The organism is Labilibaculum antarcticum, assembly GCF_002356295.1.
In the GTDB taxonomy this organism is placed as follows: Bacteria; Bacteroidota; Bacteroidia; order Bacteroidales; family Marinifilaceae; genus Labilibaculum; species Labilibaculum antarcticum.
The window spans coordinates 464,301-487,375 of the sequence record NZ_AP018042.1; the positions used below are offsets into that span (position 1 = coordinate 464,301).

General features: G+C 36.5%; 16 protein-coding genes. 12 read left to right on the forward strand and 4 right to left on the reverse strand.

Features of this window, described 5'->3' with window-relative positions; translation table 11 throughout:
* Positions 1 to 74: 74 nt before the first annotated feature.
* The 4 genes from ALGA_RS01820 to ALGA_RS01835 all read left to right on the forward strand — a co-directional run bounded on the left by ALGA_RS01820 (position 75) and on the right by ALGA_RS01835 (position 4,491).
* Entirely contained in the window at positions 75 to 1,001 is a 927-nt protein-coding gene (locus ALGA_RS01820; protein WP_096427677.1) for an ABC transporter ATP-binding protein, read from the forward strand.
* 59 nt (positions 1,002 to 1,060) lie between these two features.
* Positions 1,061 to 2,296 carry an ABC transporter permease gene (locus tag ALGA_RS01825; protein ID WP_096427678.1) on the forward strand — a complete coding sequence of 412 codons (1,236 nt, stop codon included), beginning with the start codon at positions 1,061 to 1,063 and terminating at the stop codon, positions 2,294 to 2,296.
* A 124-nt stretch (positions 2,297 to 2,420) separates the two neighbouring features.
* Entirely contained in the window at positions 2,421 to 3,092 is a 672-nt protein-coding gene (locus ALGA_RS01830; protein WP_096427679.1) for a Crp/Fnr family transcriptional regulator, read from the forward strand.
* A gap of 199 nt (positions 3,093 to 3,291) precedes the next feature.
* Positions 3,292 to 4,491: an FprA family A-type flavoprotein gene (locus ALGA_RS01835; RefSeq protein ID WP_096427680.1), complete on the forward strand. Its 1,200-nt coding sequence runs from the start codon at positions 3,292 to 3,294 to the stop codon at positions 4,489 to 4,491.
* Positions 4,492 to 4,548: 57 nt separating this feature from the next.
* Here ALGA_RS01835 and ALGA_RS01840 read toward each other — a convergent pair whose 3' ends face one another.
* Positions 4,549 to 5,172 (reverse strand): hypothetical protein, encoded by a 624-nt coding sequence (locus tag ALGA_RS01840; protein WP_096427681.1) that lies wholly within the window; start codon positions 5,170 to 5,172, stop codon positions 4,549 to 4,551.
* Positions 5,173 to 5,316: 144 nt separating this feature from the next.
* On the reverse strand, positions 5,317 to 6,510 hold the full coding sequence (locus ALGA_RS01845; RefSeq protein ID WP_096427682.1) for a pyridoxal phosphate-dependent aminotransferase: 1,194 nt from the start codon (positions 6,508 to 6,510) through the stop codon (positions 5,317 to 5,319).
* A 182-nt stretch (positions 6,511 to 6,692) separates the two neighbouring features.
* Here ALGA_RS01845 and ALGA_RS01850 point away from each other — a divergent pair, with 182 nt between their 5' ends.
* The 5 genes from ALGA_RS01850 (at position 6,693) to ALGA_RS01870 (ending at position 13,512) form a co-directional block, all read left to right on the forward strand.
* Positions 6,693 to 7,217, forward strand: a complete 525-nt coding sequence (locus ALGA_RS01850; RefSeq protein ID WP_096427683.1) for a DUF7935 family protein — start codon at positions 6,693 to 6,695, stop codon at positions 7,215 to 7,217.
* Positions 7,218 to 7,321: 104 nt separating this feature from the next.
* The gene (locus ALGA_RS01855; protein WP_197705674.1) at positions 7,322 to 8,650 is read left to right on the forward strand and encodes a DEAD/DEAH box helicase; all 1,329 of its coding nucleotides are present in this window, start codon (positions 7,322 to 7,324) and stop codon (positions 8,648 to 8,650) included.
* A gap of 671 nt (positions 8,651 to 9,321) precedes the next feature.
* Positions 9,322 to 9,825: a PAAR domain-containing protein gene (locus ALGA_RS01860; protein ID WP_096427684.1), complete on the forward strand. Its 504-nt coding sequence runs from the start codon at positions 9,322 to 9,324 to the stop codon at positions 9,823 to 9,825.
* A gap of 10 nt (positions 9,826 to 9,835) precedes the next feature.
* On the forward strand, positions 9,836 to 12,895 hold the full coding sequence (locus ALGA_RS01865; RefSeq protein WP_096427685.1) for an SH3 domain-containing protein: 3,060 nt from the start codon (positions 9,836 to 9,838) through the stop codon (positions 12,893 to 12,895).
* Between the two features lie 161 nt (positions 12,896 to 13,056).
* Entirely contained in the window at positions 13,057 to 13,512 is a 456-nt protein-coding gene (locus ALGA_RS01870; RefSeq protein ID WP_096427686.1) for a hypothetical protein, read from the forward strand.
* Positions 13,513 to 14,093: 581 nt separating this feature from the next.
* On the opposite strand, the gene ALGA_RS23435 is transcribed toward ALGA_RS01870, so the two are convergent.
* Positions 14,094 to 14,225, reverse strand: coding sequence for a hypothetical protein (locus ALGA_RS23435; protein WP_262496442.1), 132 nt, complete (start codon positions 14,223 to 14,225; stop codon positions 14,094 to 14,096).
* 99 nt (positions 14,226 to 14,324) lie between these two features.
* On the reverse strand, positions 14,325 to 16,376 hold the full coding sequence (htpG, locus tag ALGA_RS01875; RefSeq protein WP_096427687.1) for a molecular chaperone HtpG: 2,052 nt from the start codon (positions 16,374 to 16,376) through the stop codon (positions 14,325 to 14,327).
* Positions 16,377 to 16,643: 267 nt separating this feature from the next.
* Here htpG and ALGA_RS01880 point away from each other — a divergent pair, with 267 nt between their 5' ends.
* The 3 genes from ALGA_RS01880 to ALGA_RS01890 all read left to right on the forward strand — a co-directional run bounded on the left by ALGA_RS01880 (position 16,644) and on the right by ALGA_RS01890 (position 22,278).
* Positions 16,644 to 17,441, forward strand: a complete 798-nt coding sequence (locus ALGA_RS01880; protein WP_096427688.1) for an ABC transporter ATP-binding protein — start codon at positions 16,644 to 16,646, stop codon at positions 17,439 to 17,441.
* Between the two features lie 3 nt (positions 17,442 to 17,444).
* On the forward strand, positions 17,445 to 19,100 hold the full coding sequence (locus ALGA_RS01885) for a hypothetical protein (protein WP_096427689.1): 1,656 nt from the start codon (positions 17,445 to 17,447) through the stop codon (positions 19,098 to 19,100).
* A 544-nt stretch (positions 19,101 to 19,644) separates the two neighbouring features.
* Positions 19,645 to 22,278 carry a DUF5686 and carboxypeptidase regulatory-like domain-containing protein gene (locus ALGA_RS01890; RefSeq protein ID WP_096427690.1) on the forward strand — a complete coding sequence of 878 codons (2,634 nt, stop codon included), beginning with the start codon at positions 19,645 to 19,647 and terminating at the stop codon, positions 22,276 to 22,278.
* Positions 22,279 to 23,075: the final 797 nt, after the last annotated feature.

The window sequence follows — 23,075 nt, forward strand, 5'->3', positions numbered from 1 at the left end:
CAATAAAACCAAGCTTCTGTTTGTCATATAAATTGCGTATTTTTAGAGCTGTTACAAACTAAACACCTCTTAACATGCTTACTACCAACAACCTAACCAAATCCTACAACGAAGTAAATGCTCTTAACAATGTTTCTCTCTCCATAAAGGAAGGCGAATTGTACGGCCTATTAGGACCAAACGGTGCAGGCAAAACCACAACAATAAACATTTTAAGTTCGCTGCTTAAACCAGATAGCGGAGAAATTCTTTATCAGGGCAAATCTCTTTACCAAAACCTTAGCGAATCTAAAAGAATGATTGGCGTTGTTCCGCAGGAAATTGCTCTCTATGAAGACCTAACAGCCATTGAGAATTTAAAATTCTGGGGAACTTTGTACGGCATAAAAGGCAAAAAACAGCAATCAAAAATAGAAGAACTCCTGGAATTCTTAGGCTTATCGGATCGGAAAAATCACAAAATTAAAACCTATTCGGGTGGAATGAAAAGAAGGATTAATATTGCAGCCGCCCTTCTTCACGATCCCACGATCGTTTTTATGGATGAGCCAACCGTAGGCATCGATCCGCAAAGTAGAAATCTTATTTTCGAAGTCATACAAGAATTACATTCACGTGGTCTGACAATGATTTACACCACCCATTACATGGAAGAAGCAGAGCGTCTTTGCGACAGAATTGGTATTATTGATGAAGGTAAAATTATTGCAGAAGGCAGTCTCGAAGAGCTTAAAAAATCATCAAAAATCAAAGAAGAAATTCATGTAAAGTTTACGAATACGCTTAAAACAGACCTATCAAATATCTCCAATCATTTTAATGGCCAACTTTTAATTCAGGAAAATCAAATGGTGCTGTCAACTTCGCAGGCCAATACCGATTTACCAAGCCTAATTCAAATGTGTACCCATGCAAATTTACATTTGGAGAGGCTTGATGTAAAAAGTTTGAGTCTTGAGAGTGTATTTCTTGAATTAACGGGTAAATCCTTACGGGATTAAACGTTCCTCAAGCCTTTTTAATTTTTCAATCTATCATTCGATCATAAACCCAAAATAGCATGTTCACAATAGCCTTAAAAGACATTCGTCAATATTTAAAAGACCGTACCGCAGTTTTATTGTCACTGCTTCTACCCATGGTATTAATAACAATTTTCGCCTTGATGTACGGGGGAATCGGCAAACCTAAGGAAGCTCGCCCCATCTCACTTCTATTTACTGATCAGGACAATACTGAACTATCTAAAGAAGTATTTAAAACCTTGAACGATCAGGATGGAATGCAACTTTTCACCAAAAGTTATGACGAAGCTGCCGACCTTATAAAAAAAGGGAAAAACTCAGCAGTATTGGTTCTTTATAAAGGATTTCAAGATTCTGTGGAAGCAGGAAACAAAGCCCCAATGGAATTATTTTACGATGAAGCCAAGGAAATTGAAATGGGTTTACTGCAACAGGCATTGTGGTCTAATTTATTTGGTATCACAATGAAAAAAGGAATCAAAGGAAAAGTCAACACCTGGATCAGAGAAAAAAATCCGAATCTGGCAGATGCGGAACTCCTGGATATTCAGGCACAGGTTGAGGATCAGTTTAGTGATTTTGAACAATCTGATGATTCAAAAGAAATGGAAGAAAACTCGAACCTACCCATGACTGCGCTTGTTGGTGAAGAAAAAAACGGCAATCTGGGATTGGTGCAGGCTATTGCCGGTATCGCAATCATGATGCTTCTTTTTAGTGTATCAAGCAGTGGTGCTTCTTTACTAAAGGAAAAAGAAGATGGAACATTTCGCCGTTTATTGGTATCTCCTATCTCTCCATCAAGTATCCTTTACGGCAAAATGCTCTCAACACTTTTTATGGCAGTATTGCAACTCACAGTCATGTTCTTGTATTCCTGGCTTGCATTAGGATTAGATATCTTTATTAACCTACCAGCTTTAATTCTTATGATTCTTGCAGCAGCAATTGCCTGTTCCAGCTTTGGAATTTTTATGGCTTCCATTTGTAAGAGCAGAAAACAGGTTGAGAGTTTGTCGACATTAGTAATACTTGTTATTTCGGCTCTTGGGGGCAGTATGATGCCACTTATTTTCATGCCGGAAATTATGCACAAACTAGCCGTTATTTCTGTTAACTATTGGGCTATGGAAGGTTTTTTCGATATTTTCTGGAGACAACTTCCTTTATCTGAAATTTATCCAAAAATGCTAGTCCTACTGGGAATTGGTGCCGTTCTAACTACTATTTCAGTAATAAGTTTCAAAAGAAATCTTCTTAAATTAGTCTAAAAACGATTTTAAAAGTAGAATAATTAATACGATGCCGGGAATTTAAGACAAATTCATCCCCTATTCTTTGGAAACTGCCAAGAAACTTCTAATATTGGAGAAATATTAACCGAACATTAGATAAATGCTATTTCAACAACTATCACAATCACCTGTCTTCAGAGGAATTTCTCCCGACGAAATGGAAAATTTACTGATCGACTCACAGTATCAGATTAAAAAGTTTTCGAAAGGTGACATGCTTGCTTTTCGAGAGGATAAGTGCGAAAATCTGATGATTGTTTTAAAAGGCAGTGTGAAAGGTGAAATGCTCGATCCATCAGGAAAAAGTATTAAAATTGAAGACATTATGGCTCCCTATCCTATTGCTTCCGCATTTTTATTCGGACAGAGAAATCAATTTCCGGTAAATGTTACGGCAAATGATGAAGTGGAAGTCTTTTATCTGACGAAAAATTCGGTGATCGAACTCTTTCAAAAAAACAAGGTATTCCTTACCAATTACCTGAATTCCATATCAAACAGAAGTCAGTTTTTAGCCAACAAACTAATGTTCTTAAACTTTAAAACGATAAAGGGAAAGTTGGCCAATTATCTTTTAAAACTATCGGCTCCCGATAAAACTGAAATTACCTTGCCAAAATCTCAAGCAGAAATGGCTCAGTTTTTTGGCGTTACTCGCCCCTCTTTTGCCCGAAGCTTAAAAGAAATGGAACAGGAAGGCTTAATTGAAATCAACAGAAGGGAAATAAAAATCCTAAATAAACAACAACTCATCAGACTTTTGCAGCAATAGGCAAGATTTTTTAAAGAAGATGTTGTAGAAGCATTTCGAAAATAAAAATATTCTTAATTTTGTGGGCTGTAAACAAAGTGTTCCAATTTCTTGTTATTAATCAGAGCACATAAGATCTTAAACTCATATTCAACCCAAAAGTAGTTGCAACAATGAGATAGAAAGGTCTGAATATGCAAAATCGACAAAATCATAAAGAATGCACAATAGAAACAACATTACTGACAAAATTTTCTGGGTAGGAACAAATGACCGAAGAACCACCTTATTTGAAAACTACTGGCCACTGCCAAAAGGTGTTGCTTACAACTCCTATGTTATCCTTGATGAAAAAATAGCCATTGTAGATACTGTTGAAAAAGGTACTATGGATGAGTATTTGGATAACATCACCGAAGTACTAGACGGTCGTAAAGCAGATTACCTGGTCATCAATCATATGGAACCTGACCATTCAGGATCTATTCGTTCTTTGGTTGAGCGATATCCTGACATGAAAATTGTAGGAAACAAGAAGACTTTTCCTATGTTGGAGCGTTTCTATGGAATCAAAGAAAATCTTCTTGAAGTGAAAGAAGGTGATTTAATCGATTTGGGAAAACACAAATTGAATTTCTATATGGTGCCTATGTTGCACTGGCCAGAAACCATGGTTACATTTGAAACTACTCAAGGAATTTTATTCTCAGGAGATGCATTTGGTGCCTTCGGAACCTTGGATGGTGGAATTTTCGACGATGAATTAGATTTGGACTACCTTGACGAAGAAATCAGCCGTTACTATTCTAACATTGTTGGAAAATACGGTCGTCCTACTCAAAATGCCTTGAAAAAATTAGCGGGCTTGGAGATCAAAATGATTTGTGCAACTCACGGCCCAATCTGGAGAAGTCATGTAGCCGACATCATTGCAAAATACGACAAGTGGAGTCAATTCAAAACCGATGAAGGTTGTGTTATTGTATATTCTTCGATGTATGGAAACACAGAGAAAATGGCTGATAACATTGCTCGTCAGTTGGTTAAAAAAGGAATTAAGAAAGTTCGTATTCACGATTCTTCAAAAACACATCCATCCTATATCATCAACGATATTTTTAAATACCGCGGTGTAATTTTAGGTAGCTGTGCATATAACGGTGATGTTTTCCCAACCATGGAAACTTTGATTAATGAATTGGAGCACATGGCCATTAAAGATCACGTTTTAGGCGTATTCGGTTCCAAATCCTGGGGCGGTGGCGGATTGAAACGCTTGAATAAATTTGCCGAAGAAATTAAATGGGAAACTATTGAAGCAACACCGGAAGCTCTTTGTGCTCCAAACTCAGCGGATTTCGATGCTTGCGAAGCTTTAGCTGAAGGAATGGCAAGCCGTTTAAAAGAACTTTACAAATAGAAAATCATTACTCGATATAATGAACTCCTCCACTCTTGGTGGAGTTTTTTTTGTGCCCTAAAAAACAATCCCCACCTGCAGTCGAAGGGAATCATAATTATCCGAAAAATTTGCACTAAAACCAATATCACCACTAACTTTTGGCCCCATTTTCCAACGTATTCCAAATGAAGGAACAAACCATGCATTGTAATTCAGTATCCTATCGTCATCGTAACAATCGGAATAATAGCAATCATCGTCATCTTCAGGAACAATAATCGCTATAGCCAAACTAATTAAATCCGTTCCCATTCCGAAATAAGCTTGCACTTTTCCTTCCCCAATCAAATATTTAGCGTTCACCAACCATAAAAAATTGGTCTGCTCAAAATTTAATTCATTTGCTCCACCGGTATCATAATAATCCTTCCAGGAGGTAATCGTAAATTCAGTTCCAACATAAACATGGCCTGAATTCACACCTAAATCCAAACTAAAAGCACTGCCTGATTTTGCAAACTCTTTTACACCTCCCAATGTCCATGCCGGACCATAATGAAAGCCAACTTCAAATTTTGAGATATGATCGACATCAGGAGAATATTTCTCGACAGGTTTTTGGTAGGTATATTGAGCGAAAGAACTATTTGAAATCAACAAAAAGGGTAAGATGGAAGCTAAGTAGATATAAATTTTCATGATGTCCTTAATTAGAATGAATGCTGTTCATCAATAAGACACACAAAACCATCACTTCACTTATCCCAATCCATCAATTGACAACAAAAATAAAAGGCCATCCCGTACAAACGAGATGGCCTTTCCAATATATTATTTGATAGATTACTTCAGTTTCTCTACCGATGCTTTAATTCTACGTATAGCTTCTGCCATTTGTTCTTCGCTGGTTGCATAAGATAAACGCAAACATTCAGGAGATCCAAATGCTTCACCAGTAACAGTTGCAACATTAGCATCTTCCAACAAATACAAACTTAAATCTGTAGAGCTGTTAATGGTATAAGTTCCACTTGCCTTTCCAAACAATTGAGACACTTTTGGAAATAAGTAGAATGCACCATTTGGTTCACGAGTTTCGAAACCAGGTACTTCTCTTAGTTGTGCCAATGCCAAATCTCTTCTTTTGCGAAAAGCTTCTCTCATGGCAATGGTAGTAGACTGATCTCCCTCCAAAGCAGCAACAGAAGCTATTTGAGCTATAGAAGAAGCTCCAGATGTCATTTGTCCCTGTAACTTGTTACAAGCTTTAGCTATCCACAGTGGAGCAGCAATGTAACCAATTCTCCAACCCGTCATGGCATAACCTTTTGATACGCCATTAATTACAACAACACGATCAAAAATATCTTTAAACTGAGCAATACTTTCGTGAGCTCCAACGTAGTTGATGTGCTCATATATTTCATCCGAAAGGATAGTAATATCTGGATATTTAACGAAAACGTCAGCCAAAGCTCTTAGCTCCTCTTTGGAATACAAACTTCCAGTAGGGTTGCTTGGAGAACTGAACAAAAAGGCTTTGGTTTTTGGAGTGATAGCAGCTTCCAATTGCTCAGGAGTAATTTTAAAATCCTGCTCGATTGGTGCATATACAAACACATTAATTCCACCGGCCAATTTTACAATCTCGCTGTAACTAACCCAGTAAGGAGAAGGAATAATTACTTCGTCGCCCGGATTAATGAGACTTAAAATAACATTGGTAATGGATTGCTTGGCTCCATTCGAAACAACGATTTGATCAACTGTGTATTCCAGATTATTTTCACGTTTCAGCTTATTCACCACTGCCTGACGCAATTCTATATAACCAGGAACAGGCGAATAATGAGAATAATTGTCATCAATGGCCTTTTGTGCTGCTTTTTTAATGTGGTCAGGAGTATTAAAATCTGGTTCACCTACGCTCAGATTGATAACATCAATCCCCTGAGCTTTCATTTCTCTACTTTTTTGAGACATAGCAAGAGTTGGAGATACTTCCATTCCTGCAATACGATCCGAAACTTTCAACATTACAAATTAATTTAGGGATTTAGTAAATTGCTTAATACTTTTGTGTACAACTTTCCCCCTTGTAAACAAAATTTTTACTGTGTGCGGGATCTAATTAAATACATCAGATCCGAAACAAATATAATGTTTTTAAGTACATAGGGTATCCATAAAAAACGAAATATCTAAAAGAAACCATAAAAATGAGAGACATTCTTGAAATTAGTAAGTACATCCTTCCATCATTAGTTGTTTTTGCCACTGCTTATCTGCTGATAAAGCAATTTTTAAAGCTCGAAGAACGTAAAATCAAACATCAGATTTTGTTGAAAAACCAAAAACAAACAACTCCAATACGGCTTCAGGCCTGTGAACGCTTAATTATCTTTCTGGAACGTATTCATCCCGAATCATTAATTATAAGGGAAAATGCGAGTGGTTTAACAAACTTACAATTACAGCAAAAACTAATTGCTGCTATTCGTACGGAATACGAACACAACCTTGCTCAGCAACTATATGTATCTGATGAGTCATGGCTGCAATTGAAAAATGCCAAAGACAGCATGATTCGCCTAATTAATACCGAAGCCGGACAAGTAGCACCTGGAGATTCTTCCATTGTTTTGTGCAAGGCCATTATTGAATCGCACATGCAACAACAAAAACCAGCCATTGCAAGAGCAATTTCAGCCATAAAAAACGAAATTCAACAAATTTGGAACTAATTTAAAGCATTAAATAGTCATACAAATAAGGATGATCAACAATGAAAGGACGCTAATGTCGGTTTATTTGCCTATTTTTGCACAAATTTTCAAATACCATGGTAATGATTTCATTTGACGACATCAAAATAAGCAAACAGATTAGAATGGCGCTTGACGAGGCGGGATTCGATAAACCAACAGAAATACAAGAAAAAGTATTTTCCCCTATTCGTGCAGGTAAAGATGTAATTGGGATTGCTCAAACAGGAACAGGTAAAACCCTGGCCTATTTGATGCCGATTTTAATGAAATTAAACTATGCGCAAGGATTTGATCCAAGAGCATTAATCGTTGTTCCTACCCGTGAATTGGTTTTACAGGTAATTGAAACAATTGAATTACTTTCTCCTCATATCAATCTTCGTGCTGCTGGTGTGTATGGTGGGGTCAACATCAATACACAAAAGGAAAAATTATACTCTGGTATCGATATCATTGTAGCAACTCCTGGTCGTTTAATGGATATTTACATGACCCGAATCCTGAAATTCACCATGATAAAAACCCTTGTGATTGATGAGGCTGATAAATTGATGGATCTGGGGTTTATGCCACAGTTAAAAGCAATTTTCGAAATCATACCTGAAGCTCATCAGAACTTACTATTCTCAGCAACATTCTCGGATACAGTTGCACAATTAGCTGATGATTTCCTGATATCGCCAGAGCGAATAGAAATTGCTCCACAGGCTTCTACCGTAGAGAACATTCATCAAATTCAATATCAAGTTCCTAACATTCTAAGTAAAATAGCACTGCTTAAGCACCTTTTAAAAGACAAAGAGGTATTTAACAAGGTGATGATATTTACCGAGACCAAGAAGAATGCCGATCGAATTGTGAATCGATTGGAGGAATTTTTGGGCGAAGATTTGAGTGTGATTCACTCGAACAAGGCACAGAACACGAGGATTAAAGCACTAACCAACTTTAAAGAAGGAACATCAAGAGTCTTGATTGCTTCTGATGTCGCTGCCCGTGGTATCGATATAGAAAATATTAGCCACGTTATTAACTTCGACATTCCGAGCAACCACGTTGAGTATGTTCACCGTGTAGGTCGTACTGGTCGTGCCGAAAAAGATGGTACTGCCATTAGTTTTGTAAATAAGGGCGAAGAGGAATTGATAGAAAAGGTAGAAGCCTTAATTAACAAGCCTATTGAAATAGGACTGGTACCAACCGAAGTGGTATTTACAAGCCAATTGCTTGAGGATGAGAAAATACAGACACGAAATATTAAAGTTAAAAACACCATCCGTTTGGATTTAGCCAGTGGTGCCTTTCATAAGAAATCGGCTAAAAATTCAAAAACTCCATCGGGTTCCAAAGGTCGGCAAAAGGCAATTGCAAATAAGAAACGAAACAGCAAGAAGAAATCTAAGAAATAAAAAAAATATCACCGACACTCTTTGCGGGATAATATCAATTAATGCCGTTTCATTCATTTGGAACGGCATTTTTTTGGGGGCGTGCCCCTCAATTCTTCGGGTCAGGCTTTCCATTCCAACTCCTCGCCTTCCTCTTTGGTGTTTTACACCTGTATCAAACAGGTTTCGTTATTTATCTCCTCTCCTGAATATTGAATCAGCGCTGCGGGGTTTCCATTTCAATCCTTCACGCACACAAACTGGCATTCTCATTGACTTTTTATGATAAAATTCTGTTTAGACTTGCTCTTCACAAGCAAGAAAACCCAAAACAACTTATAGTAAGCTGTACCTTTTCCACAAAACACAATACATCCAATTATTTTGAGCTTCACCTGTTCTTTCAGTATCAATTCTTGATTCCAGGGGATTTCAACACCAATAAGTTAAAGAGTTCTGTTTGTTTTTACATTGTGTTAATGTTATTTTTTTTTGTTAAAGTATCTGCGCTATTATTTTATTTGTAATTTGTTATATAAAATAGAATAATTACCTTAGTCACCTCGGTTACTTGTTTTGGTCCTATTTATTACTGATTAGTAGAGGAATTAGAGGATAAGTTCCATTTTTTCTGAAATAAAGTACAGAATCAAATTTGATAACAGATTTTAAAAATCCAAATAACGAATAGTATGGCTGGAAAACCAATCGCAACAGTAGGAAGTATGCACGTTTGTCCGATGTGTAGCGGACTCATTCCTCATGTAGGCGGGCCAATAGTTGGCCCCGGAGCACCCAATGTATTAATTAACGGAAAACCAGCCGCTCTTATGGGCGATATGTGCGTATGTGTAGGCCCTCCCGATGTCGTTGCTCAGGGAAATCCGTCGGTACTTATCAGCGGAGTACCCGTAGTTTGTCAGGGCGATATGACCGCACACGGCGGCATCGTTATGTCGGGCGAGCCAAACATCTTAATCAGCACCTCTGCTCCAAGTCCTACAACAAGCTTACCAATCAATGAAATTCCTTTTCCGGAAATTACCATTGCTCAAAAAATGGTTTCAAGTGTTGTTGGCGTAGTTACAGGTGCCGATTTAAGCCAAGATCTTCGCGATGCACAAACAAATCAGGATGCCATTCGGGAAGAGGCAGAAAAAAATGGAGTATTGCCGGATATTGATTTTAGTCATTAAAAAATAAATTATGAAATTTGTATATCCAGTTGATCCTAAAAATGGCAACGATAAATACCCATTCTATTTAAAAGGCGCATCTAACAGAACAGGATATTATCCCATAGGACGAATGAATACCTGGCACGGAGGGATTCATTATGAGGGAAGTAATCCAATAAAAGCCATTGCCGATGGAAAAATAATTGCCTACAGAGTACCTGAAAAATACTTTGAGGATACAGCAAATTTTAATGGTAAGTATTCCAATGCTTTTGTATTGATTCAGCACGACTATGTAAGTCCCAAGGAGCTAAAGATGACTTTTTATTCTCTATACAATCATTTGAGCAGTTTTGAGGAAATGCAGACCAAAACGTTTCCTAAAATTTACAAGATAGATTCGTATACGGTTGCCGATACGGCTAATGATTCCAACAAAAAAGTGAAAGGTGTGCGTATCAGATTGACACAAAGTGGTGGATCGGTATTAGCAACAGCGCCCAAAGGTAAGACACTTACCATAAAGGAAACAAATAAAGAGAAGACCAGATGGAAAGTGCAATATACTACACCTTTGGGGAAAGTTATTGAAGGTTATGCCTATGCTTTAAAAGAGAATGGCAAATTTAGTTTTGATCATGAAACGGGTAAAGTGTTAGAAGAGCCGGATACTGATATTGATGGAGATTTAGGGGCAAATTTGCGTGAAAAAGCCGAAAAAGATTCGGATGTAAAACAGCTTTTACCAAGAGGCACATCCATTGAAATTGATGAAAAAGACCAAGGTAAAACAGGTTGGCTAAAAGTTAAAAAAATGGATGGTAAAAGCCTCACTGGATATTGCCATACCGACGGATTAACAATTGTAGATGTATTAACCTTGACAAATGAAGATTTAGATCAGGTTAAGAATGTTTGCATTGAAGTAAAAGCAGGAGACATTATAGGTTACGCTGGCTTGAATGGTTTCGAAAAGAAAAAAGAACATCGATGTGCTCACGTTGAAGTTTTTACTCCCGATGATGTGACTCCATTTTTAACTAACGTTAATATGGATGGCGATAAAAACAATAATTTTGCAAAACTTAGCGAAGGAAGTGAGCTTAAAAAGAAATTTTCGTTAAAACTGATAACAAATACACCAGTTAAAAAGACAGGTAAAACCACCCTAGCGTATATCGAAGTAGAAGTAGACAACCTTGAAGTTATTGTTGATGACAGAGACACGGAACTTCCAAATACATATGCGTCAGACATATATACCTTTAGTGATGAAAGCGATGCTACTAGGCTGACCAATTTCAATAAAATTGTTGGAGATATTGCTAAAATAGGTGATACGGTAAAGCTAAATAAAAAGCTTGAAGGTGAACAGAGACGAGTGACCTATTTAGATGATAATAAAGGTCTTAGATTCTGGGTGAAGAACGAAGATATAGAAGAAAAAACACTAAACTTTACAGTACAACTAGCTTTTACAGATGAAGTTTCAGATCAAACTACAGGGGTGTCCTCAGTATCCAGTTATAGAGCTCAGAATCGTGCAGTAGATACAGCAGTGGCAGTTGCGAATCCTCCTGTAGCAACAACGACCAACGAAAGCAAAACCTATTTTAGGCTCAACAAAGACGTTCTGGAAATTTACCTTATCAGTCCCGACGATGAAAATACAAACACAAAAATAGTAGTCGATACAATTGTAAATATAAAAGAAGGAAAAACCTATAAAGACAAAGACGATAAGGAATGGTACTATATAGAACCAATTGGTTTGCAGAAAAATGGAGTGGCAATCAATTATAAAGGTTTAATTAGTAAAGATGATTTGGGTGACCTTTTTTCGGCATACGATTGGACCAAGTTTGGCTTTGAAGTAAAAGAAGATGCGACTAATACATATATCTACAACTTCGATAATAAAGAGCCTTTTTTTGCCGATGTTTGCGCCATTGTAGACGAAGATGAAGATGGCATTTTAGAAACCTACGAATTGCAACGAGCTTTAAATAATCATTATGCAGCCGAAAAACTATCGCATTTGGTCTGTAAGCATCATAACGAGTGGGCCTATGGAGGACAGTATTTAAGCGGACTTACAGCAGAACTTGAACAATTTTACACAAAAGCCATTGAGAAAGATGCAGATGGCAAAGCTTTAGCCAATCAGCAAGAATTAGATGCCATAAAACAAGAGCGAAAAGATGCATTTGAAGCCAAAGTAAAACAGCTAGCCATTTGGGAAGATATTGAAGTACGTGAAAGTAGTTATCGAACCAAGTTTATTAATGGAGCTCTAATGACTTCTCCTGTTACTATGGGAGGATATTTAACCTATAAAGCAGGTAAATGGATTTACGAAAGAATGGCATACGGCGATAAAAAAGAAGAAGCAATACCACTTAGTCCATTTCCAATAGCTAATCCTGTGGTTTATCATTTTCATCCCGTGGCTTTTGTGGAACAGATGATGAGGATGAGAGTAATTTCAGCCGAAGAAGCGAAAGTTAGAGCATATATGAGAATGTTAAGAATCGGTGAAGGTACTGGAGAAATTATTAAATCATTTGATGAAAAAACGAATAAGGTCATTTATGTTACAAATGATTTTGAAAAAGGATACACTACTGCTTTCGGAGGGAATAAAATATCAGATTTAAGTGATCATCCAAGAAAAAATTATGGGGGGTCTAGTGCTGCTGGTGCTTATCAAGTAATGACGTATACTTGGGACGACACAAATCTTTCTTTGAAAAGGGAAAAGCATAATATAAATTCTTTTAGTAAAGAGTCGCAGGATAAATTCTGTATAGTTCTAATGAAGTATCACGCAGGTTGTAGTGAATTTATTGACTTAATAATTAAAGGAGAAATTGAAAAGGCTACAAGAAAATGTGGTAGTAGAATATGGGCTAGTCTTCCATGTAAAGGAGATAATAGTAGATATAAATTTAAGGGGAAACCCCAACCAGCAACACCAATGAAAGATGTGTTGGAACATTTCGAGAAATTCTATAATGATGAATTAGAAGGCAAAACTAATATGCATTTGAAAAATGGATTTTTAAATGAATTTGGGTATGATTATTAGTACCAATAAGATTATGAAAATAAAAGTTGTGATGATATATATATATGAAATTATTGGCTTTTAAATCAATATGAAAAAATAAATTACTTTTATTATGCATTGATATTTTTGCGTAAGATTTATGAAAAAAAATTATTAGTATTTATAAAATGTGAGAAGAAATGAAAATTTTAGTCTATTTATTGTTGGTTTTAACTTTAGCATGTAAAAATGGTGCAAATAGTAAAATGGCGTTAAAAACCACAAATATGGCTGTTAAGCAAGACCATATAGATCTATGTTCTGTTCCTAATCAATGGATTGGAAGCTTCGATGGGTCGTTTTTAAGATTAGAAGGAGAATCTGCAGATCCAAGGGGATGGGCAACAGTAGAGCTTGATATTTCTAAAAAGACAGCAACTTTTTATTTATTTAGTTATGCAGAAGAAATAAACCATGAACTTGATATTGTCGAAGTGAAAGATAATTCAATAACATTTAAAGTAAGTAACTCTGATCTCGACAACAAAATACTCTTGCGTAAGAAGAATGGACAGTATGAGATGGAAAGTGATCTTATTAATAGTTTAGTAAAAAAAGAACAATTAATTATTATGAACTTAAATGTTCAAGAGTAAGATTCTTTTTTATTATGAAATAATAGTTAGATCCGAAATATTTTCAGCGTACCGCGAAATATATATAGAAAAGCCACACTTATAATGATTGTGGCTTTTATTTGATATTGGAGCTAACGTTTTAAATTGTTGGAGTACACGAAATAAAACAAGAACGTTTAGATGCATTTACAGCTAACGTAAAACAACTAGTCTTAGGTGAAGACATTGAGGCTCGAACAAGTAGCTACTGAAGCAAGTTTGTTAATGGTTCATTAATGAGTTCTGTGGTATTAGATACTTACACACTTTGCGGTACAGTGTCAAAACAAACCACTTCCCCACCTTCTTTTTTTAGTAAAACATCCTCAATCACTGGCGTAATCACTTTCTAAACTATTTTTCGACCAAGCCCGACGTTCGTGCTCATTTCAAAATTTTCTAAAACCGTCATCACCGTTGGAGGTGGTCGTTCCACAATTTCTAAAACCATCATCACCGTCAGAGGTGGCCGTTTTTCAATTTTATAAAACCGTCATCACCGTCAGAGGTGGTCGTTTCACAATTTACTAAAACCGTCGTCACCGTCAGAGGTGGTCGTTTCACAATTTCTTAAAACCATCATCACCGTCAGAGGTGGACGTTTTACTTAAATGTGCAATCCACATCACAATTGAATCGACTCCCTTTTTATTCAAAGGAAACATACCATTGCCGATACCTTTCTTTTGCATCACTTATTCTTCTTACAACACAGGCCTTTGTTCCAATTATCGGCAAAAAAACAGCCGAACGATAAAGTCCGGCTGTTAGATATTATATGAATACGATCACTATTTGATCATATTAACACTTCGTTTTACGAATTTTGCTAATTCTTCGCCCTTCAACATGTTGTTGGCAAGCAATGCAAGGTCGATTAATTGTTTCACCAATTGATTGTCCTTACCATATCCTTTTAGCAATGCTTCTTTTTCAGCACTCACCGCAGAGATTTGCTTTTGAACCTCAGCCATTTTATCTTTTTCCTCCTGAGGAACTTCTTCTTCTTTCTTGTCCTTTTTCAAAGCATCCAATTGGGCTCTTTCCTCTAAAATTGGAGTCAGTTTTACTGAAACCTCAGCAAGTTTTTCACCCATTTTAGCATCCTTATCGTTCAGGATAGTCTCAATTAAAGCGTGATCAGAATTTACAACCAAGTTGTAAGAATCAGGCATTTCACCATAGAATCCCATTCCAGCGTTCATGGCAGCCATATCTTTCATACGACGCATAAATTCAGCTTGAGTAATCATCAATGGCTGTGCTTCCTCTCCTAACGATTCGAAAGCCACGATATAATTTACTTTTCCCGAAGGTAAATGAGCATTGAATACAGGAATCAAATCATTTCTTTGCTCCTGACTAAGCTTAGATGCTTTAACCTCCTCTTTTTGAATCAATTTTTCGACGATATCAGAATCAACACGAACATATTTTGTAGTCGATGTTTTTTGCTCCAAGTGGTTAATCAAGTGATTGTCCAACTGACTGTCCATTACCAATACATCATATCCTTTTGCTTTTGCAGCCTCAATATAAGTATACTGAGCATCTACGTCAGTAGAATATAAAGTAATGATATTATCATCTTTATCGGTCTGATTTTCTTTAACTAATGCCTCATATTCTTCAATTGTAAAACACTTTCCTTCGGTATTTTTGAACAACATGAATTTTTTAGAACGATCGAAGAATTTCTCTTCAGTCAACATTCCGTACTGAACGAACATGCGCAAATCATCCCATTTCTTCTCAAAATCTGCACGGTCAGCCTTAAAAATATCATGCAAGCTATCGGCAACTTTCTTGGAGATATGACTGGCAATTTTCTTCACGTTACCATCACTTTGCAAGTAAGAACGGGATACGTTCAATGGAATATCCGGAGAATCAATCACACCATGAAGCATGGTTAAAAATTCCGGAACAATTCCTTCTACCGAATCGGTAACAAATACCTGATTGCAATACAATTGAATTTTGTTCTTCTGAATTTCAACGCTGTTCTTAATTCTCGGGAAATACAGTACACCGGTCAGGTTAAAAGGATAATCAACATTCAGGTGAATGTGAAACAATGGGTCCTCGCCTGCAGGATACAACTGATGGTAAAAACTGCTGTAATCTTCATCCTTCAAATCAGCTGGCTTCTTAGTCCAGGTAGGATTTGTATCGTTAATGATATTCTCTTCTTCAGTATCTACATTAGCACCATCTTTCCACTCCTTTTTCTTTCCAAAAGAAATCTCAACAGGTAAAAACTTACAATACTTATTCAACAATTCCTGAATACGGCTCTCTTCCAAAAAGGCTTCTTCCTCTTCTGAAATGTGCATTACAATGTCAGTTCCTCTACCCGCTTTCTCTACTTTCTCTAAAGTAAATTCTGGATTTCCTTCACAGCTCCATTTTACTGCTTCAGCACCTTCTTTGCACGAAAGAGTAATAATATCGACCTTATCGGATACCATAAAAGAAGAGTAAAAACCCAATCCAAAATGACCAATAATGGCATTCGCCTGATCCTTGTACTTATCCATGAACTCTTCAGCTCCCGAAAAGGCAATCTGATTGATGTATTTCTCAATCTCTTCCTGAGTCATACCAATACCGTTATCGGAAATAGTAATCGTCTTTGCTTCTTTATCAAGCGCAACTGAAACTTTTAGATCTCCTACTTCTCCCTTAAATTCGCCGGTTGCAGCTAAAGTTTTCAATTTTTGGGCTGCATCTACTGCATTGGAAACAATTTCACGCAAAAAGATATCGTGATCTGAGTATAAAAATTTCTTAATGATTGGAAACAGATCATTACTAGTAACACCAATTTTTCCTGTTGACATAGTTATATCGTTTTTAAATTTTGAATTACAATTTTTCGAATGAGGAATAGGCAAAGCCTATGCCAAGAGAAAACTTCTGTCATTAAGACATGAAATAAGCTAAAATTATAGAATACTGTCAGTTTATCTTAACAAAACGAGTAAAAACAACATTTACTCTTCCATTTTAAGGCTTAAGTCGAAAAGCTTAACAATAAATCCTGTAATAGTTGGCAGTAACTTTTTGAATATTTAATTTTATGTCACAGAAAACGAAATCAATATCTTATGCTGGAAAAATCACCTGCAGTTATCTCCATTCAGAATTTAGAGAAAAGCTACCAAAATGGCAGACAAGCAAATAAAGTATTAAAAGGAATTAACATTGAAATTCAGCCGGGCCAAATTATTGGCTACATAGGACCTAATGGTGCTGGGAAATCAACGACAGTTAAAATACTATGCGGCTTACTGCCTGATTTCGAAGGCGATATTACGATTCTCGGATACGACTTAAGAACGCAGCCAATCGAAATTAAAAAGCGAATTGGCTACATTCCCGAAAATGCAGCTTTGTATGACACATTAACACCGAGAGAATATCTTCAGTTTGTAGGCGAATTGCACGGAATGGCTCATGATGACATCAATCAAAAAATTGGGAAGCTGCTGAATTTATTTGAGATGAAAGCCCATGCCGATGAACGCCTCAACTCCTTCTCGAAAGGAATGCGGCAAAAAATATTAATCATTTCAGGTTTAATTCACAATCCTGCTATCATTTTTATGGATGAACCCTTATCGGGATTAGATGCCAACTCGGTAATTATTGTAAAAGAAATTCTCACACAATTGGCCAGAGACGGTAAAACCATTTTCTACAGTTCGCACATTATGGATGTAGTCGAGAAAATATCCGACAGGATTATTCTAATTGACAATGGAAATATTGTGGCCGATGGCAGTTTTGCAGACTTGAATTCAAAAGATCATACCGGATCCTTAGAAAAACTATTCACCGAGCTTACGGGAACTTCGGGTCACAGCAAAAAAGCAGAAGAGATTATTCATGTATTTGAGAACTAAAGTATGGTAAAAATAATACTTCTCAGTTTACTTCCATTCAGAGGAATTATTCGTGCAATGGGTGTGGATTTCGAGCATCTTTGCAGCATTCTGAAAGTGAAATTAATGATGGATAACCGCAGAAGTATGTCCATGTCGCAAAAAGGAAAAGATTCAAACAATCAGCTTTGGCTACAATCTTTTATTTACGCATTCTTAGGTGGACTTATGGTAGTTAGTCTCATTAGAATTGAGAACGATCTGGTAAGTTACACCATCTTTTTTGCATTTATCATGGTGATGATTGCCATGCTAATGATATCTGAATTTAGCAATGTACTAATAGACACTAGAGACAACAGCATTTTGATGCCCCGCCCCATTAACAGCCGCACATTGGTTTTGGCTAAGATTCTGCACATCGCATTCTATATGCTACAAACGAGTCTCTCATTATCTCTTGTGATGATTATTGTAACGATCGTAAATCATGGTTTTATTGCCATGCTAATTTTATTGCTACTAATTGTTCTTTCGGCTCTTTTCACTTTATTCTTAACCAATATTTTCTATTTAGGCTTAATGAATGTGGTCAATGGGCAAAAATTAAAAGACATCATTGTATATTTTCAAATAGGAATGGCTATTTTATTTATGGGTGCTTACCAATTAATGCCCCGAATGATGGATCTATATGACCTTGCCAACATCAGCATGTCTATTGAGTGGTATTCCTATTTAATTCCTCCTGTATGGATGAGTGGTAGTTTCGATGCATATATTAATGGCATTTACGATGGATCTCACCTTCTTTTTTCCTTATTAGCTATACTAATTCCGGTATTGAGTCTATTTTTTGTGATAAAAGTTTTGGCTCCGAAGTTTAATTATGCTTTGGCTCAATTAGATGTTGCAAGTGATAAGAAGAAAAAGACAAAAACAGAAAGCAAAGAGAAAAATCAATTTATTGATCGACTGAGTAAGATCTTTAGCAAAACAACAGAAGAAGCCACGGCATTTAAAATGGTATGGTTAATGAGTGGACGTGAGAGAAAATACAAGCAAAGCGTGTTTCCTTCTTTTGGTTACATTCTTATTTTCTGCTTAGTGTTTGCATTTAAATCGAAAGAGGCATTCAATCTGGAGACATTGGCTGAAAGTCAAAAATACCTTTGGTTTATTTACACAAGCATTTTTCTTGCTTTTAGTATCACACATCAATTGGCCTATAGCGATGAACCTAAATCAAGCTGGTTTTACCGATCACTTCCCTTATCGAACCCGGGACAAATTCTGATGGGTGCCTTTAAATCGGTAATGGTGAAATTTTATCTTCCAACAATGGTAATCATCGGAAGTGTTTGCTTGTACATTTGGGGAATTCAGGTGCTGGATGATATCATTTTTGGTGCACTTTCCATATTTCTGGTTACCTCCCTACTATTTTCGTGGCAAAACCCACAGTTCCCATTCTCTGTAGAAAGAAATACCAATGACTTTGGTGGTAATTTTGTTAAAGGGATGTTGTTAATGGTTTCTGGCGGCTTTCTGGGAGGTATAAATTACGGATTAAGCTTTATTCCTTACAGCTTGTTTGTTGCCATCCCAATATTGATTCTACTTCTTTATTTTAATCTGAGAAGTTATCAGAAAATTAGCTGGGCTAAGATTTCGGAGTAAAGGATAGTAAACCATCTCGCAAGAGATGGCTTTTATTTTTGCTTTGATATTCAACAAAACCAGCCTCAGTCCCAGACAAAATGCATTTAAACTTTAAACGTAATCTGACACCTTCGGAGTCACATTTTACATTGAACAGTTAAGATCCTTATTTCACTCAATTGTGCTACTTAACTGGTGTTCATGGAAATTGCATCAAAAAAAAAACCTATATCAACGACTAAAGCTCTTCGAATTGCAAGCTGTTAAAAAAACATAAAAACGCCAACTAGCATTGTCTATATTTATTTATTTTGATAAATTCACAACGTGAACTTCAAATTATATTGTTTTATTCAATTAAAGACACCTACAGCAAGCAAAATCGTTTTTAAAAAGCACATTTAAAATTTATGACAGGCAAGCATACTCATGAAAAATGCATTATTACTTAATACAGCTGATAATGATTGTCGACAAATACCAAAATAAACAAAAAAGAATACAAGTGTAACAATCTAAAAATCAAAGCTGTCTCATAAAAATTAAAAGCAAATTTTAAATCATGACAAAACATTTACTCCTTTTTCTTTTTTGCCTTTTATCTTTTTCAGGATATTCTCAACAAATTACCGGAACAATATCCGATACGGATGGAAATGCAATCCCCTTTGCCAATATCTACAGTAAAACGCTGGCCACAGGCACAACTTCAAATATCGACGGGCAGTATCAATTGGTTCTTCCTAAAGGAGAATGGGATCTGGAATTCAGGTATTTGGGGTTTAAAACCAAAGAAGTGAAGGTGAGCATAAACGACAAAGATGTGGAAATGAATGTTGCTCTTGCTCCTCAAACCTATCAGCTAAAAGAAGTAAAAGTGTTAGCCAGCGGTGAAGACCCGGCCTACTATGTAATGCGGAAGGCAATTGCAATGGGCGATTATTATACCAAGCAAGTTAGCGAGTACGACAATACTGTTTACCTAAAAGGATCGGGAAAGATTACCAGTGTACCGTGGCTTTTTAAAAAGAAACTGGCCGAAGATGACATTACCGAAAACAAAACCTTTGTAACCGAAAACATATCAAAAATTCACTTCGAATTACCTGATAAAATTGAGGAGGAGGTTGTATCCTTTCGCTCATCCGGATTAGACGATCAGGCCAATCCAATGCCATTTATAACCTCCAATTTGTACGACACAAAAGATCAAGGATTGATTTCCCCTTTGGATAAAAATGCACTTTCAGTATATAGATATGAGCTGGTATCGGTTTTTGAGGATCAGGGAAGAATGATTAATCGAATTAAAGTGATTCCCCGACGCAAAGGCAAAGATTTATTCCGAGGATATTTAAATATTGCAGAAAACTATTGGAACATTCACTCTGCCGATTTACAAGTGAGCCTTCCCATGACAGAAATCAGCATGCATCAATTGTATGCACCTGTTAGTGAAGGCGTGTGGATGCCGGTAAGTTTCGATTTCGACATCCAATTTAAGGCACTGGGATTTGGACTCAATGGAATCTATGTGGCCTCTATCAAAGACTATAAAATAAAGCTCAATCCAAATATAGATCATGATTATTTAAAGCAACAAGAACTGGCCCTAAAGCAGGAAGCTGAAAACATTAATGAATTAACCAATCAGCAAGATTCGGAAGTTCTATCCGTTAAAGAAAAAAAGCGGAAAGATGAAATTCAAAATCTTCTGGAAAAGGATGATATGAATAATTCGGACATGCGAAAGCTATACCGGTTGATGGAGAAAGAAAATCAGCAAAAGCGCGAAGAGAAAGTGAAAGAGCCGCTGGAAATCAAAATCGAAAAAGTGAAAATGGCTAAAGATGCCAAAGACAAAGATTCCTTGTACTGGACTCAAATGAGACCCATCCCCTTATCGGATGATGAAAAGATCAGTTTTACGAAAAAAGATTCCCTTCAAATTGTTCGTAACAGTCCGGAATACAAAGATTCTGTTCGTACTGCAAATCGAAAGTTTAAATTCAAGAATCTCCTGTTCGGGAAAACATACAAATACGAAGATGAAAATTCTAGTTTTTCTACTCCCGGACTTCTCAATATTGATAAAATATCTTTTAATACGGTGCAGGGATTTACCTATAAAGCTCCTTTTGAATTTCAAAAATGGGATACCATTGGTCACCATTTTAGTCTTATCCCGAGTGTAAGCTATGCCTTTTCACGAAAACATGTTGACTTCTCTGTTGAATCGAAATACAGATACAATGGCTTTAAAAGAGCATGGATTGGAATTAAAGCAGGTAGCGAGGCTGTCGATTTCAATCAAGAATCCGGCATAAATCCAATGCTAAACGATATTTCCAGTTTGTACTTCAGAGATAATTACCTAAAAGTATTTGATAAGAATTATTTGAATATCTGGCATGAATTTGATATTGAAAACGGCCTGCATTTCTCAACCGAATTGGAATATGAACATAGAAAACAACTCCGGAACAACTGTTCTTTTTATTTTTACGATGCTGATGATGAAGCCTATACATCCAATATTCCGGAAGGAATTGCGCCTGAATTGGTTAAAAACAATAAAGCATTTACCATTTTAGCCAATCTTGAATATACTCCCCGACACCGATACTATGTGAAAAAAGGAGTGAAACACATGAGTTATGCCAATTCGAATCCCACTTTTGGACTATCGTACCGTCAAGGAATTAAGAATGTATTTGATTCTGAAACCGATTTCTCGCTTTTGGAAGCATCAGTAAAACAAAACTTTTCCATTGGCTTTAACGATAATATATCCTACAAAATAAAAGCAGGCAGATACCTCTCGAACAATCAAATGCATTTTACAGACTACACCCATTTTAATACAAGTAAACCCCTGGTTATGCTCGGCGGCGATTTAAATACTTTTCGTTTGTTAGATTATTATCAATTCTCAACCAATAACGATTATGCCGAAGCGCATCTTGAATTCACGTCAGATCGATTTCTGCTAAAGCGATTGCCCGTTCTGAATAATGCAATAGTAATTCAGGAGCGATTATTTGCCAATTACCTGACTCATGCCGATAAAAAGAATTATTGGGAAGTTGGTTACGGTTTATCGCAAATATTTCTTGTACTGGATGTAGAGGTAGTCTGGAGTTTTGATGGCAAACATCACAGAGATACAGGAATTAAATTGAAGTTTAATTTATAATAACCATTGGCGCGAACTTTTAGTTCGTGCCAGCATAAGGAATCAACATGACAGCAAATGCCTCGGTGCTCTGCACCTTTCTTTCCTGCAAAAATATATTCGCTATAAATACTTCGCAGCTATGCTGCTTTTCAGAATTCAAAATTTCTAAATTCAGTGAACCACAACATGCTTTAAGCATTTTAGGTGCAGAGCACCTGAGTATTTGTAGGTGAAAAATCCTCCTATGGAATGAGGTACAGCGTACCGCAGCGCGAATTAATGCTTTAAAAACTAATCAACTCCTTTTTGCACAAGCTTGCTCTTATCTCTGACATGGGAACAATCAGGATTACAGCAGTGCCTCGGTGCTCTGCACCTTTTTATTCATGCAAAAATATATTTTCTACAAATACTCCGCTGCGATGCTGCTTTTAGAATTCTATTTTTTTCAACTTAGTGAACGAAACCAAGCATTAGTAACTTAAGCATTTATCTTTTTACCACTAAATCCTCAGAAGAGGACTTTCAAAATCAGCTGTCCTTTTAAGCCTCTTTAGGGGCTTGGGGTAATTGCTGTTCATGTAGATTTCTTATTATTGAACCCCTCACTCAAAGTGAGAGCATCAAGAGGCAATAAATTTCTTTAATATTCCTTTGTGGCTAAAAAAAAAGAGTTAGTTGCTCGTGTTTTACTCACACAAGCAATCAAGCATCTTCAGATTCCTAAAAACTCAACTATTTCCCTTTGTGTTCCTTTGTGTATTCCTTCGTTTTCCTTTGCGGTTAAATAAAAAGAGCCTTTACCATCAGCAAAA

What these genes read in the sequence shown, in the direction of transcription:
- ALGA_RS01820 (WP_096427677.1), top strand. Translation starts at nt 75, where the DNA reads ATGCTTACTACCAACAACCTAACCAAATCCTACAACGAAGTAAATGCT.
- ALGA_RS01825 (WP_096427678.1), top strand. Translation starts at nt 1,061, where the DNA reads ATGTTCACAATAGCCTTAAAAGACATTCGTCAATATTTAAAAGACCGT.
- ALGA_RS01830 (WP_096427679.1), top strand. Translation starts at nt 2,421, where the DNA reads ATGCTATTTCAACAACTATCACAATCACCTGTCTTCAGAGGAATTTCT.
- ALGA_RS01835 (WP_096427680.1), top strand. Translation starts at nt 3,292, where the DNA reads ATGCACAATAGAAACAACATTACTGACAAAATTTTCTGGGTAGGAACA.
- ALGA_RS01840 (WP_096427681.1), bottom strand. Translation starts at nt 5,172, where the DNA reads ATGAAAATTTATATCTACTTAGCTTCCATCTTACCCTTTTTGTTGATT.
- ALGA_RS01845 (WP_096427682.1), bottom strand. Translation starts at nt 6,510, where the DNA reads ATGTTGAAAGTTTCGGATCGTATTGCAGGAATGGAAGTATCTCCAACT.
- ALGA_RS01850 (WP_096427683.1), top strand. Translation starts at nt 6,693, where the DNA reads ATGAGAGACATTCTTGAAATTAGTAAGTACATCCTTCCATCATTAGTT.
- ALGA_RS01855 (WP_197705674.1), top strand. Translation starts at nt 7,322, where the DNA reads ATGATTTCATTTGACGACATCAAAATAAGCAAACAGATTAGAATGGCG.
- ALGA_RS01860 (WP_096427684.1), top strand. Translation starts at nt 9,322, where the DNA reads ATGGCTGGAAAACCAATCGCAACAGTAGGAAGTATGCACGTTTGTCCG.
- ALGA_RS01865 (WP_096427685.1), top strand. Translation starts at nt 9,836, where the DNA reads ATGAAATTTGTATATCCAGTTGATCCTAAAAATGGCAACGATAAATAC.
- ALGA_RS01870 (WP_096427686.1), top strand. Translation starts at nt 13,057, where the DNA reads ATGAAAATTTTAGTCTATTTATTGTTGGTTTTAACTTTAGCATGTAAA.
- ALGA_RS23435 (WP_262496442.1), bottom strand. Translation starts at nt 14,225, where the DNA reads ATGCAAAAGAAAGGTATCGGCAATGGTATGTTTCCTTTGAATAAAAAG.
- htpG (WP_096427687.1), bottom strand. Translation starts at nt 16,376, where the DNA reads ATGTCAACAGGAAAAATTGGTGTTACTAGTAATGATCTGTTTCCAATC.
- ALGA_RS01880 (WP_096427688.1), top strand. Translation starts at nt 16,644, where the DNA reads ATGCTGGAAAAATCACCTGCAGTTATCTCCATTCAGAATTTAGAGAAA.
- ALGA_RS01885 (WP_096427689.1), top strand. Translation starts at nt 17,445, where the DNA reads ATGGTAAAAATAATACTTCTCAGTTTACTTCCATTCAGAGGAATTATT.
- ALGA_RS01890 (WP_096427690.1), top strand. Translation starts at nt 19,645, where the DNA reads ATGACAAAACATTTACTCCTTTTTCTTTTTTGCCTTTTATCTTTTTCA.